This window comes from Cutibacterium nasicola (assembly GCF_052654715.2).
In genome coordinates, this window is sequence record NZ_CP199745.2 from 801295 (window position 1) to 813271 (window position 11977).

The 11977-nt window shown below is 61.4% G+C and carries 15 protein-coding genes; 12 read left to right on the forward strand and 3 right to left on the reverse strand.

All coding sequences use genetic code 11. The features are described from left to right. Positions 1 to 18 precede the first annotated feature (18 nt). Together ACUCCZ_RS03635 and ACUCCZ_RS03640 are read right to left on the reverse strand one after the other, a co-directional pair. A complete protein-coding gene (locus tag ACUCCZ_RS03635) occupies positions 19 to 246 on the reverse strand; it encodes an ABC-three component system middle component 7 (RefSeq protein ID WP_003853191.1) in 228 nt (75 codons plus the stop codon). Continuing rightward, the gene (locus ACUCCZ_RS03640) at positions 243 to 1376 is read right to left on the reverse strand and encodes an ABC-three component system protein (RefSeq protein WP_435918042.1); all 1134 of its coding nucleotides are present in this window, start codon (positions 1374 to 1376) and stop codon (positions 243 to 245) included. Before ACUCCZ_RS03640 ends, ACUCCZ_RS03635 begins: the two co-directional genes overlap by 4 nt. A 408-nt stretch (positions 1377 to 1784) precedes the next feature. On the opposite strand from ACUCCZ_RS03640, the gene ACUCCZ_RS03645 reads away from it, so the two are divergent. From ACUCCZ_RS03645 to ACUCCZ_RS03670, 6 genes are all read left to right on the forward strand, one after another. Next, positions 1785 to 2324, forward strand: a complete 540-nt coding sequence (locus tag ACUCCZ_RS03645; RefSeq protein WP_435918041.1) for a sigma-70 family RNA polymerase sigma factor — start codon at positions 1785 to 1787, stop codon at positions 2322 to 2324. A 96-nt stretch (positions 2325 to 2420) separates the two neighbouring features. After that, positions 2421 to 2657, forward strand: a complete 237-nt coding sequence (locus ACUCCZ_RS03650) for a hypothetical protein (protein WP_435918040.1) — start codon at positions 2421 to 2423, stop codon at positions 2655 to 2657. Next, positions 2654 to 3073, forward strand: coding sequence for a DUF2800 domain-containing protein (locus tag ACUCCZ_RS03655; RefSeq protein ID WP_435918039.1), 420 nt, complete (start codon positions 2654 to 2656; stop codon positions 3071 to 3073). The genes ACUCCZ_RS03650 and ACUCCZ_RS03655 overlap by 4 nt, the downstream gene beginning before the upstream one ends. 25 nt (positions 3074 to 3098) lie before the next feature. Then, the gene (locus ACUCCZ_RS03660; protein ID WP_435918038.1) at positions 3099 to 3653 is read left to right on the forward strand and encodes a DUF2815 family protein; all 555 of its coding nucleotides are present in this window, start codon (positions 3099 to 3101) and stop codon (positions 3651 to 3653) included. A 17-nt stretch (positions 3654 to 3670) separates the two neighbouring features. Further along, complete coding sequence (locus ACUCCZ_RS03665) at positions 3671 to 3880, forward strand: hypothetical protein (protein ID WP_435918037.1); 210 nt, start codon at positions 3671 to 3673, stop codon at positions 3878 to 3880. Between the two features lie 88 nt (positions 3881 to 3968). Continuing rightward, complete coding sequence (locus tag ACUCCZ_RS03670) at positions 3969 to 5930, forward strand: DNA polymerase (RefSeq protein WP_435918036.1); 1962 nt, start codon at positions 3969 to 3971, stop codon at positions 5928 to 5930. Here the strand turns inward: ACUCCZ_RS03670 and ACUCCZ_RS03675 are convergent. Continuing rightward, positions 5918 to 6064 carry a hypothetical protein gene (locus ACUCCZ_RS03675; RefSeq protein WP_435918035.1) on the reverse strand — a complete coding sequence of 49 codons (147 nt, stop codon included), beginning with the start codon at positions 6062 to 6064 and terminating at the stop codon, positions 5918 to 5920. The two genes, ACUCCZ_RS03670 and ACUCCZ_RS03675, sit on opposite strands and share 13 nt — an antisense overlap. A 159-nt stretch (positions 6065 to 6223) precedes the next feature. Between ACUCCZ_RS03675 and ACUCCZ_RS03680 the strand changes: the two genes are divergently transcribed. The 6 genes from ACUCCZ_RS03680 to ACUCCZ_RS03705 all read left to right on the forward strand — a co-directional run bounded on the left by ACUCCZ_RS03680 (position 6224) and on the right by ACUCCZ_RS03705 (position 11973). Further along, entirely contained in the window at positions 6224 to 6991 is a 768-nt protein-coding gene (locus ACUCCZ_RS03680) for a phage antirepressor (RefSeq protein ID WP_435918034.1), read from the forward strand. Further along, a complete protein-coding gene (locus ACUCCZ_RS03685) occupies positions 6988 to 7431 on the forward strand; it encodes a DUF7768 domain-containing protein (RefSeq protein ID WP_435918033.1) in 444 nt (147 codons plus the stop codon). Before ACUCCZ_RS03680 ends, ACUCCZ_RS03685 begins: the two co-directional genes overlap by 4 nt. Further along, on the forward strand, positions 7428 to 9692 hold the full coding sequence (locus ACUCCZ_RS03690; RefSeq protein ID WP_435918032.1) for a phage/plasmid primase, P4 family: 2265 nt from the start codon (positions 7428 to 7430) through the stop codon (positions 9690 to 9692). Before ACUCCZ_RS03685 ends, ACUCCZ_RS03690 begins: the two co-directional genes overlap by 4 nt. A gap of 130 nt (positions 9693 to 9822) precedes the next feature. Then, positions 9823 to 10101: a VRR-NUC domain-containing protein gene (locus tag ACUCCZ_RS03695; RefSeq protein ID WP_435918031.1), complete on the forward strand. Its 279-nt coding sequence runs from the start codon at positions 9823 to 9825 to the stop codon at positions 10099 to 10101. Further along, positions 10082 to 11446: an SNF2-related protein gene (locus ACUCCZ_RS03700; protein ID WP_435918030.1), complete on the forward strand. Its 1365-nt coding sequence runs from the start codon at positions 10082 to 10084 to the stop codon at positions 11444 to 11446. Before ACUCCZ_RS03695 ends, ACUCCZ_RS03700 begins: the two co-directional genes overlap by 20 nt. Next, on the forward strand, positions 11443 to 11973 hold the full coding sequence (locus ACUCCZ_RS03705; RefSeq protein WP_435918029.1) for a hypothetical protein: 531 nt from the start codon (positions 11443 to 11445) through the stop codon (positions 11971 to 11973). Before ACUCCZ_RS03700 ends, ACUCCZ_RS03705 begins: the two co-directional genes overlap by 4 nt. Positions 11974 to 11977 lie beyond the last annotated feature (4 nt).

The window sequence follows — 11977 nt, forward strand, 5'->3', positions numbered from 1 at the left end:
AAGGCTGGGGACCAGAGTCTAGTGAGCACGAGCGATCACCCCTTGGTCGGTATCGAGGCTGAGGGTGCCGAGCGTGAGCAGCAGTGTGAGGGCGTCGATCATGTCCTCGGTCGCCATCTGCCCCTCGAGGCGGTCGTGAAGTTCGGCGACGCTCATGGGCGCAGTATCGAGGCTGCGCATGATGGTGACGAAATCGGCGAGGACGGTTTCGTTGAAGCGGTAGAGCTTGTTCGGGAGTCGGATCATGCGCTCACCGTCACTTGCCTTGGTGTGAACAGGTCGCAGATCTGGATCATGAACGCCACGACAACCCCGCACGCGTACCGGTCAACCTCGGTGTGCTCGTGGATCCATGCGGTTAGGCGCTGCCAGATGTCGTACTGGCTCATGCCGCTGTCGTCCAAGACGTCCCACGCCGATTGAATCTGACGGCGCATCTTCGAAAACTTGAAGTCCCCTTGAGCTTCGAGGGCCTTGGCGGTGTTGCGGACGACTGGCTCGTAAGTGGCCATCGCATCGAAACACAGGCGTAGCAGTGCCATGTCGTCGATCTTCTGTTGCAACGTCATCACGCTGTAATCCGTGTCGCGGACCGCCTCTTCGAAAGGCAATTGGTTGATGACAGCGAGCAACTGGCTGATCTTGCGGTCCAGCCCGAGCGGAGCAAGACCCTCGTCGACGCTTTCTGCTGCGGTGAGTGCTCGGTTGTGGGCGCGTAGCTCGGCAATCTCGGCGTCAGTGTGGGCGAGGTTGAAACGTTCCGCACACGGCTTGCACATGACAGCGAAGTGATCCGCGCTAAAAGGCTCGGTGGCGTCGTCGAGAAAGACGATGTCGTAGGAGACCTGTGAGGAATCGTGAGACCGGGTCCGAAGCGGCGTGCCGCAAGTGGCGCAGCCACGTGAGCGCGTCAGAAGTAAGTCACGGTTCTTGGTGAGCGCAGCGTGGATTTTACCCCGCTTGAGCACCGTGGCGGTCTTGTCGGAGAGCCCGGCTTTGTCGTGGAGGGTGCCGACGAGCAGCTTTGCGACGTCGTAGGCGAAGTGTTTCAAATCTACGTGTTCGTCGTGGGCGGCGATGTTCTGGGCGATGAGTTCCTGGGTAGCCAGATCCAACTCGTAAAGGCGCTCGATGAAGGCGTTGATGTCGAGGCGAGCGCAGATCGCATTGGCAAGCTTTTTGGAGAATGCCGAATCGCGGGATGTCATCGACTCGAGAACCGAATCTGACGGCAGTGTCGATGGGTCTCGGTGGGTGTCCCATTCGTCTTCGGTGACGGTGGTGAACATCGAGATCAGTTCACGCATATACGGGGCACGCGAAAGCCCTCCGGGCACAGCAGGCTCGAGGCATTTAGCCAGTTCAAAGAACTTCATCGCCCTCCTTGCCAAAAAGCCTCACGGTTCCTCACAGATTCGCCTCACGCTTTCTCACGGCCTGGTAGACCCCGATTTCTAGGGTTTTAACCAGATACCACGGCCAGCCGCGGTCACCGCGAACGTGAAGACGTTCTTCACATCGTACCGTGAGCCGCCGACAAATTGCGGCTCAACACGAGCGTGCAAGCCGTGCGACTGGCCAGGTGTCTTGATCGGGAAGCGTACGGCCTGGTCGTCAACCGAAAACAAGTTCATACGGAGACTCGCTAAGCGCTTGGCGGATACCTGCGACCACCCCCTGGCAACCGGGGTTGGTCGCGGGGTCCGCCTTTCTGCGCTTAGCCACTCGTCTTCGAACTTGACGCGCACACGCGGGTCTCCCTTCACGGAAGGGATTCCCCCTCAATGGCTACCGAGCCGAAAACTATCAAGATCCAGCTCAGGTTCGAGCGAACAGAAGGAGTTAGTGAACGCTATCCCACTAGCAGCGCGACGTATTTCATTACTGCTGACAAGGCCGAGATCATGGTGGAGCGTGATCTCGAACTGCGCCGCCAGGAAGCGGCAGATCCAGGACAGGTAGAGCGTCGCAGCATTCATGAGATCTGTGACGAGCTGAGTAAGCACGACTACAACAACGCCAAGCAGCACCTTCGTAACACCACCTATCGGTCCGTATCTGCAAGGGACGACGATGATGAGCTGTCCGTCGTTGACGTTGCCGTGTCTCATGAGGGCGAGGACCCTGCGGATTCCTGGGCGACTGCAGAGATGGTGCGTGAGGCCTTGGCGAGCCTCGACCCGAAGGATCGCCTGGTGGTGTTTGGCATTCATATGCACGGCTATACCCAATCCCAGATCGCTCGCGTATTGGGCATATCTCAACCAGCGGTGGCGAAGAGGCTGAAGAAGACCGAAGCACGCCTGCGCGAGCTTCTGTCCTAGATCGGTTATAAATCCGCACTGCCCGAAGCCCTTCCTATGCAAGGCCACCCCAGCCAGTTCCGGTTCCGGGTCTTGCATAGGAAGGGAGGTCCGCTGATGCGGCACCAATTGAATCTCGACCTGGCGACCCGTGAAAAGGTCGTGGGTCTGCGCCGGGTCCCCCTGCGTGAACGACTTGCCCGACTCATTCTCGGTGAGGCTAAGGATTTCACTGTGGTCGTCCCCGGCGACAGCGTCGGCCAGGTCACCATCACTCAGCACGGTGATGACGGCGACCTCATTGCGCTGGCTCGCGCCGTTGGTGTTACCCGGAGCGGTGGTGATGCCGCGTGAACGTCACCGAAGCGAACCGCTACATCCCGGCGCTGAACCGGATCGCACAGGTGCTGGCCAAGCTGCCGGACCTGAAGGCCTGGGCTGCCGACGTGGAAGCGCACGCGCTGTCGCTGGCGGTGAACCAGGGCAAGACCTGGCCCGGGTTCAAGCTCGTCGAAGGCCGCTCGATCCGCAAATACGCCGACGAGTCCGCTGTCGCCCAGGCGGCCGAGGCAGCCGGTGTCGGTGTGTGGGATCGCAAGCTCAAGACCATCACCGCGCTGGAGAAGCAGCTGGGCAAGAAGCGCTTCACCACTCTTCTCGGGGACCTCGTGGTTAAACCCGCCGGGAAGCCCACGCTCGTGCCCGAATCCGACAAGAGGCCCGCACTGGAGATCCAGTCAGCGGCCAACGAATTCACTGCCATCAAGTAACGAACAAGAAAGAAGGTAAGACAAGATGTCTGCAACGAATCCGACCCGTGTGGTCACCGGCGAAGTCCGCCTGTCCTACGCCAACATCTTCGAGGCGAAGTCCATCCAGGGCGGTAAGCCCAAGTACTCCGTGTCCCTGATCATCCCGAAGTCTGACACCGAGACCCTGGCCAAGATCGAACGCGCCATCGACGCGGCGATCGATGCCGGGGCGGCGAAGTTCGGTGGCAAGCGACCGAACAAGGCCGCCTTGAAGCTCCCGCTGCGCGACGGTGACATCGAGCGCGACGACGAGGCCTATGCGAACGCGATGTTCGTCAACGCCAACTCGACCACCCCGCCGCAGGTCGTGGGTACTGACCTGCAGCCCATCCTGGACGCCAGCGAAGTCTACTCGGGCTGCTACGCACGGGTGAGCATCAGCTTTTACGCGTTCAACACGAACGGCAACCGGGGTATCGCCTGCGGGCTGGGCAACATCCAGAAGCTGCGTGATGGCGAACCGCTTGGCGGCAACCGCATCAGCGCCGAGGCCGACTTCGGAGGCTTCGCAGCAGCCTCGGACGACTTCCTCAGCTAGAAGAGCGGAGAAGCATCATGAACGAGTGTTATTCAGCGGCGCTGTCCGCAAACACCACCACAGTCGTGGCACTGCTCGTTGGCGCTGTCCTCGGTCTCATTGTCATCAAGGTCACCTCTGCGATTGCCGAACGGCGGGCGATCCGCCAGGATCGCAAACGCATCGACAAGCTCATGACTGACACCGAGGCCGAGCTCAAGAAGTACCGCGCTGACCACGACCGCTAACTCCTCACCCGTGCTGGGAGGAACCACGCCCACTTCTCTGGGGTGTGGTCTCCTCCCAGCACTCATTGTTTTCTAGGAGCTGTTGCGCATGCGTGAACTCTTCATTGACATCGAGACCTTCTCGCCGGTGAACCTGGCGAAATCCGGTGTGTACCCCTATGCCGAGCACGACGACTTCGATCTCCTCTTGTTCGGCTACTCGATCGACGGCGGCCCGGTCGAGGTCGTCGATCTCGCCAACGGACAGCAACTCCCCGATAAGGTGCTGGCCGCACTGGTCGACCCGCGCGTAGTGAAGTGGGCGTTCAACGCCGCGTTCGAGCGCATCTGCCTCTCAAGCTGGCTCCTCCGACACCATCCAGAGCTCATGGCGGGGCGCAGGTTTCTGGACCCTGCGCAGTGGCGCTGCACCATGGTCTGGTCCGCCTACCTGGGCCTGCCGATGAGCCTGGAGCAGGTCGCGACCGTCCTTGACTTGCCGGTACGAAAAGACAGTGCGGGCAAGAAACTGATCACCCGTTTTTGCACCCCGGCCAAACCGAGCGTGTTCAACCAGGGCGGGATGCGTAACCCGCCTGCATCCGACCCGGACGGGTGGGAGCAGTTCATCTCCTACAACCGGCGCGACGTCGAGGTGGAGCTTGCGATCTATGACCGGCTGGCCGACTTCCCGCTCCCAGCGTCTGAGTGGGACACCTACGCCTTGGACCAGCGCGTCAACGACACCGGCATCCGGCTCGACCGGGTGCTCGTGGACAACGCGGTCCAGTGCGACCGGCAGCACCGCGCCACCACGCTGGCCCGGGCTCAAGAGGTCACCGGGCTGGAGAATCCGAACTCGCCAATCCAGCTGAAAGAGTGGCTCGCCGCTCATGGTGCGCCCTTGCAGTCATTGACGAAAGACGAAGTCGCTGCCGCGCTCGACAGCGCCACTGGTGAGGTGCGTGAAGTCCTCCAGCTGCGCGGTGAGCTCGCGAAGTCGTCGGTGAAGAAGTACGAGGCGATGCAACACGTCGCAGGTCGTGACGGGCGCGGACGCGGGTTCCTCCAGTTCTACGGGGCTGGACGAACCGGGCGTTTCGCTGGCCGCCTCGTCCAAGTCCAGAACCTGCCCCGCAACTACCTACCAGACCTCAGTGAGGCCAGAAGCCTCGTGCGGACCGGAGACTTTGATGCGGTCGAGCTGCTCTACGACTCCGTGCCCGACACCCTCAGCCAGCTGATCCGCACTGCGTTTATTCCCGCCGACGGGCACCGGTTCGTGGTGGCCGACTTCTCCGCAATTGAGGCGCGGGTCATCGCCTGGCTTGCAGGCGAGACCACCACGCTGCAGGCCTTCCGAGACGGGAAGGATTTGTACTGCGAGACCGCAAGCCGCATGTTCGGAGTCCCCGTCGACAAGCACGGAGCCAACGCCGAGCTGCGCCAGAAAGGCAAGATCGCCGTGCTCGCCTGCGGCTATCAAGGCGGCGTCGGAGCCCTGAAAGCCATGGGGGCGCTGCGGATGGGGCTGGCTGAATCCGAGCTCCAGCCGCTGGTCGATGCGTGGCGGGCAGCCAACCCCAGCGTGGTGCAGCTGTGGGCCGACATCAACGCCGCCGCCATCGAGGCCATCTTTACCCGCCAGCCGACCAGCGTTGGGGCACTGACCTTCACCGTGGAATCCGGGATCATGTTCATCCGCCTGCCCTCCGGACGCCGCCTGGCTTACGTGAAACCCAAGCTGGGTGAGAACAGGTTCGGTGGCACTGCCATCACCCACGAGGGCATCACGACGGGTCGCAAGTGGGGCCAGCTGGAAACCTACGGTGGGAAACTCACCGAGAACATCGTCCAAGCCGTCGCCCGAGACTTGCTCACGTTCGGCATGCACCAGGTCGATCGCGCTGGGCATCGGATCGTCATGCACGTTCATGACGAGATCGTCGTGGAGACCGCAACGGCCACCGTGGACGAGATCTGCGAGCTGATGGCTGCCGTGCCTGACTGGGCAGCAGGGTTGCCGCTAGCGGCAGACGGGTACGCGTGCGATTTCTATCAAAAGGACTGAGCCAGATACTTGAGCACCAGCTCGTAGAGCTCCTGGGCCTGTGGGCGCGGGTCACAGCGCAGCTGGTAGCTCCACTCGAACACCATCTCCTCGTCCATCAATCCCAGCACCTGCATCACGGTCGCTTTGTCCATGGCGGCGAGTCTGCCCGGCGGGTAGGTGGGTTGTCGGCTGGGTAAACCCGGTGCGACTTTTCGAGGGTCGGTTATCAAATGGGTCTCCTCGAAGCCCTCCTACTAGGAAGCCATACCTCTCTGCGTATTCATCGACGGCTTCCTAGAAAGGAGCCAGACATGGCTACGAGAGATCTTCAGGTATTCACCAATGATGCCTTTGGAACGATCCGAACTGTCGAGCATGAGGACAAGGTGTATTTCTGCGGCCGTGATGTGGTCACGGCGCTTGGATACACCAATACCAGCAAGGCGATTCAGGATCATTGCCGTGGGGTTCCGTTTCGTTACCCCATCGTCGATGCGCTCGGGCGCGCTCAAGAAGCCCGGTTCATCACCGAAGGTGACCTGTACCGGCTCATCTTCTCCTCGAAGCTCCCCGCAGCCCAGGACTTCGAAGCCTGGGTTGTCGATGAGGTCCTGCCGACGATCCGCCGCCACGGCGTCTACGCCCTCGACGAGCTCTTGGACAACGACGAGTTCCTCGAGCGTGCCATCATCCAGCTTCGCTCCGAGCGGGCCAAGCGACTGGCAGCCGAGCAGGCCCTGCTCGAGGCCGCCCCGAAGGTCTCCTACTACGACCTTGTGCTCCAGTCGGACTCGCTGCTGACCATCACGGAGATCGCCAAGGACTACGGGCTGTCGGCGAAGAAGCTGAACTTGCTGCTGCACGACGCCGGGGTGCAGTTCAGGCAGTCCGGCCGCTGGTTCCTCTACGCCCGGTTCGCCGAGCAGGGCTACACGCAGTCCAAGACCCACGAGTACGACGAGGGCAAGACCCGCACGCACATGTACTGGACCCAGAAGGGTCGCTTGTTCGTCTACGACCTTTTGAAGAACCAGTTCGGCCTGCTGCCGGTCATCGAGCAGAACGACGGCGTGGCATGACGACGACTGCTGTCAACATCGACCTGGGCTTCTCGCCCCACAACACGGAGGGCTACCCAGACCCCACCGCGTTCACAGCGCTGAAGAATCTCCAGCGCGCCGAGTACGGCTACCGGCCCCTGGTCTACATCTGCTCCCCGTACTCCGGAGAGATCGAGAACAACGTCGAGCTGGCTCGCGCGTTGTGTGCTCACGCGGTGTCCCGGCACAAGATCCCGCTCGCACCGCACCTGTTGTTTCCGCAGTTCATGGACGACACCGACGCGAGCGACCGTGAGCTGGCGATGTTCTTCAACCGAATTCTTTTGAGCAAGTGCGAGGCGATCTGGGTCTACACGGCCCGCGTCTCGGCAGGGATGCGCGCCGAGATCGAATGGGCCCACCACCTCGAGCTGCCGATCACCTATCTCGACGCTGACTTTCAGGAGGTCACCCTATGAAGGCGATGACGATGTTCACCGCGCAGGTGGCGGGCCAGCAAAGCAACGCCCACTACCCACACCTGCACACCGTGACCACTGCAGCCGACCTCGAAGCAGTCGCCAGGCTGGATCATGTGGTTGCCGAATACGTAGGTGGCAGGCGCTCGGCTGGCAGTTTCGTGACCTCGAACTGCCTGGTCATGGACGTCGACAACTCCCATACCGACGAGCCCGCTGAATGGATCACGCCGGAGTCCCTAGCTGAGCGAGTGGCGGGTGCGGCGTTGATGACCGCCACCTCCCGCAACCACCAGAGAGCGAAAGGTGCCCAGTCGGCACGACCCCGCTTCCACGTCTACTTCCCGATAAACCCCGTGGCTGATGCTGAGGCCTATGCGGGGCTGAAAAAGCAGCTTGCTGCCAGGTTTGAGTTTTTCGACCCGAACGCGATCGACGCAGGCCGCTTCATCTACGGCCACAATGCTCCGAGTATCACCGTGGTCGAGGGTGAACACACCATCGACGCCTGGCTTGCCGACGCGGCCGATGAGGACGTGTTCGCCCAGTGGGATGACGCCACCCAGTCCATCGAAGAAGGCTCCCGGAATGCGACCTTGTCGAGGTTTGCTGGCAGGCTGCTGATTCGCCTCGGCACGACCGATGAGGCACGCGACTTGTTCGACCGCAAGGCCGCCCGCTGCAACCCGCCACTGCCCGAGGCGGAGGTGGAGCCGATCTGGCGGTCGGCCACCCGGTTCGCCAAGACGGTCGAGAACCAGCCCGGGTATGTGCCACCAGAGGATTTCGAGGCGAGCCTGGATTCGGTACGCCCCGCCGATTACAGCGACGTCGGCCAAGCCCACGCCCTGTCCAAGGCGTACCCGGACTCGCTGCGTTACTCGGAGGCCACCGACTGGCTCGTCTATTACGACGGTGTCTGGTACGAATCCGCTCCCGCTGCCCAAGCTGTTGCCCAGGAGCTTACCGAGCGCCAACTGGCCGAGGCTCACGAGCTGCTCGAAGACGCCAAGGGCCAGCTCGCCGCCACGGGAGCTGCCATGTTGTTGGCGTCGATGTCGAAGGCGAAAGCCCAGGCCATGTTCAACGCTGCCCAACAGGAGGCCTTCGCCGCCTTTGAGGACGCCAAAACCTATGCGGCCTACGCGCTCAAACGCCGAGAATCACGCGGGATCACCAACTGCCTGAAAGAAGCCCGACCCATGCTGCTGACCACCCCTGAGCAGCTCGATGCCGACCCGTATCTGCTCAACACCCCATCAGGCACTTACGATCTGCGCCACGGAGCCGCATCGCGCCGCGACCATGACCCGGCAGATCTGGTGACCAAGCAGACCACCCTCGACCCGGGCACCGACGGAGCGCACCTGTGGCAAGAAGCCCTCGAGGTGTTCTTCCAAGGCGATGCCGAGCTCATCGCCTACGTGCAACGCATCGTCGGCCTAGCTGCGATCGGGCAAGTGTTCGTCGAAGCCCTCGTCATCGCCTACGGCGACGGACGTAACGGCAAATCCACCTTCTGGAACACCATCGCCAGAGTACTCGGAACCTACGCGGGCAACATGAGCGCTGATGTGCTGACGATCGGTGGGATGCGCAACGTCAAACCCGAACTCGCTGAAGCCAAAGGCAAACGCCTCATCATTTCCGCCGAGTCGGAGGAGGGCGTGCGCATGTCAACCTCCGTGGTCAAACAGCTGGCGTCAACTGACCAGATTTATGCGGAGAAGAAATACAAGGCACCCTTCGCCTTCACCCCCTCCCACACGTTGATTCTCTACACGAACCACCTGCCACGTGTAGGGGCGATGGACGCGGGGATTTGGCGGCGGCTGATCGTCATCCCCTTCGAAGCCAAAATCGAAGGAACTAGCGACATCAAAAACTATGCCGACCACCTCTACCGGCATGCTGGCGGAGCAATCCTCGCGTGGATCATGGACGGAGCCCGGCTCATCCACGCCGAAAACTACCACTTGACCCCTCCGGCACGGGTGGTGGCGGCATCGGCAGCGTACCGCGAGGAGAACAACTGGTTCGCCCAGTTCCTCGACGCCCACTGCGACATCGACGAGGGCCTGTCGGAGCGGGCGGGTGAGTTGTATCAGGCGTATCGGGCGTGGGCGATGTCCACATCCGGGTGGGCTCGCCCCATGGTCGACTTCAACGCCACCGTCGAACGCCACGGCTTCATCCGCAAAAAGTCCATGCACGGCATGTACGTCCATGGACTGGCGTTGAAAAGCGAATTCGACAACTGACGAATGGCTCTTATGACGACCTATGACGACCCATATGTAAGTTTCCTATAGGCAAGAAAAATAAGGCCTATAGAAAAGTCCATATCGCATCGTCATAGGTCGTCATGGAGCCTCCCAGAGAGGACCACCCATGAACGAACACCACATCGAACAAGCCCTGAAACACAGCGTTGAGGCGGCTGGCGGAATCTGCTGGAAACTCGTCAGCCCCGGCACCAACGGTGTCCCAGACCGCATCTGCATCATGCGCGGACGCATCGTCTTCGTCGAACTCAAAGCACCCGGACGCCAACCCCGCCCCATCCAACACCGCCGCATGAAGCAACTGACTGATCACGGCATGAGCGTGCTCGTCATCGATTCGACCGACGGCATTCGGGAGGTGCTCGATGCTCTATCAGCCGCATAACTACCAAGCCCAGGCCACCGCCTTCATCGAGACCCACCCGCAAGCCGCCGTGTTCCTCGGCCTCGGTATGGGCAAGACCGTCATCACCCTGACCGCAGTCTGGAACCTCCTGCTGGACTCGTTCTTGATTCGCCGGGTGTTGATCATCGCCCCACTACGCGTCGCCCGAGACACCTGGCCCACGGAGGCCCAGAAGCGGGATCACCTCGCAGGGCTGACGATCGCTATCGCAGTCGGCACCAAGACCGACCGGCTGGACGCGCTCGCCAGGAACGCGATGGTGACGGTCATCAACCGGGAGAACGTGCCTTGGCTGGTCAAACAGCTCGGGTCAACGTGGCCGTTCGACATGGTCGTCATCGACGAGCTGAGCTCCTTCAAGAACCATCGGGCACAGCGCTTCAAAGCCTTCACCACCGTCCGCCCACGGATCGCGCGGATCGTGGGCCTGACCGGCACGCCCGCGAGCAACGGTTTGATGGATTTGTGGGCCGAGTTCCGGCTCCTCGACGAAGGCCAGCGCCTCGGCAGGTTCATCTCCCACTACCGCAACCGCTGGTTTATTCCGGATAAGCGCAACGGCATGCAGATCTTCACCTACAAACCCAGGGTGGGTGCCGAGGACGAGATTTATGCCGCGATCGGCGACATTACGTTGTCAATGCGCACCACCGACCACCTGACCTTGCCTGAACTCACCGTCACCACCACAGCCGTCACGCTGTATGACAGGGAACGCGAAGCGTATGAGCGGTTGCGGGACGAGATGGTGCTCGACCTCGACGGGCAGATCGTCGACGCAGCGAACGCCGCCGCGCTCTCCGGCAAGCTCTTGCAGCTCGCTTCGGGGGCGATCTACGACGAGAACGGCAACGTGATCGAGGTGCACGACCGCAAGCTCGACGCGCTCGAAGACCTCGTGGAGGCGGCCAACGGCCAGCCCCTGCTCGTGGCCTACTGGTTCAAACATGACCTGCAGCGGATCACCGAACGGTTCCCGCAGGCCCGCGAGCTGAAAACCAGCGCCGACATCAAGGCATGGAACGGCCGGGAGATTCCGCTGGCGCTGATCCACCCGGCCTCAGCCGGACACGGGCTCAACCTCCAGCAAGGCGGCAACCTCCTGGTTTGGTTCTCTCTGACCTGGTCCTTGGAGCTCTACCAGCAAACCAACGCGAGGCTCTACCGGCAGGGCCAGGACCAGCCGGTGACGATCACCCACCTGGCCACCACCGGCACTCTCGATGAAGCCGTCCTCAAAGCACTCGATTCCAAGAACACGACGCAGGCCGCGCTGATTGAAGCGGTCAAAACCCAACTAACAACCACGAAGGAGAACTCATGATGCATGTGATGACGAAATACCTCGATACCCGCAAAGCAGCAATCTGCGCGCTAGAAGACTATCCATTAATGGAGCAAGCAGCCGCCCAGGACACTAGCGCTGAGGCCGACCAGCTGAGGGCTGACCTCGCCAGCCCCGCGAGCGCGAGGATCACGGGTGTTCCGCACGCGAAAGATCCTCATGCAGGTGAACACCGCATCGCAGCCACCCTCGACAAAATCAACCTGCTCGCTGCCCGCAAAAAGGAAGCACGCGAGTACCTGGACTGGTTCCTACCCGCCTGGGCGATACTCAGTGAGGACGACAGGTTCGTGCTAGAGAACTTCTTCTTGGGTGAAGGCAGTCAAGACGAGCGAGTGGCAATGATCGGCGACCACTTCTATATTCAGCGCGACAGCGTCTACCGGCGAAAGAACCGGGCCCTGGATCGCCTCGCCACCGCGTTGTATGGTAGGCGTTACGTAAGGAAATATGTTGCAAAAAGATCCCTCCGCAACCAAGTTTCCCGTAAAGTTAGGATTATCTAAGGAG

Coding starts and splice junctions, on each gene's coding strand:
- ACUCCZ_RS03635 (WP_003853191.1), bottom strand. CDS start 246: ATGATCCGACTCCCGAACAAGCTCTACCGCTTCAACGAAACCGTCCTC.
- ACUCCZ_RS03640 (WP_435918042.1), bottom strand. CDS start 1,376: ATGAAGTTCTTTGAACTGGCTAAATGCCTCGAGCCTGCTGTGCCCGGA.
- ACUCCZ_RS03645 (WP_435918041.1), top strand. CDS start 1,785: ATGGCTACCGAGCCGAAAACTATCAAGATCCAGCTCAGGTTCGAGCGA.
- ACUCCZ_RS03650 (WP_435918040.1), top strand. CDS start 2,421: ATGCGGCACCAATTGAATCTCGACCTGGCGACCCGTGAAAAGGTCGTG.
- ACUCCZ_RS03660 (WP_435918038.1), top strand. CDS start 3,099: ATGTCTGCAACGAATCCGACCCGTGTGGTCACCGGCGAAGTCCGCCTG.
- ACUCCZ_RS03665 (WP_435918037.1), top strand. CDS start 3,671: ATGAACGAGTGTTATTCAGCGGCGCTGTCCGCAAACACCACCACAGTC.
- ACUCCZ_RS03670 (WP_435918036.1), top strand. CDS start 3,969: ATGCGTGAACTCTTCATTGACATCGAGACCTTCTCGCCGGTGAACCTG.
- ACUCCZ_RS03675 (WP_435918035.1), bottom strand. CDS start 6,064: ATGGACAAAGCGACCGTGATGCAGGTGCTGGGATTGATGGACGAGGAG.
- ACUCCZ_RS03680 (WP_435918034.1), top strand. CDS start 6,224: ATGGCTACGAGAGATCTTCAGGTATTCACCAATGATGCCTTTGGAACG.
- ACUCCZ_RS03685 (WP_435918033.1), top strand. CDS start 6,988: ATGACGACGACTGCTGTCAACATCGACCTGGGCTTCTCGCCCCACAAC.
- ACUCCZ_RS03690 (WP_435918032.1), top strand. CDS start 7,428: ATGAAGGCGATGACGATGTTCACCGCGCAGGTGGCGGGCCAGCAAAGC.
- ACUCCZ_RS03695 (WP_435918031.1), top strand. CDS start 9,823: ATGAACGAACACCACATCGAACAAGCCCTGAAACACAGCGTTGAGGCG.
- ACUCCZ_RS03700 (WP_435918030.1), top strand. CDS start 10,082: ATGCTCTATCAGCCGCATAACTACCAAGCCCAGGCCACCGCCTTCATC.
- ACUCCZ_RS03705 (WP_435918029.1), top strand. CDS start 11,443: ATGATGCATGTGATGACGAAATACCTCGATACCCGCAAAGCAGCAATC.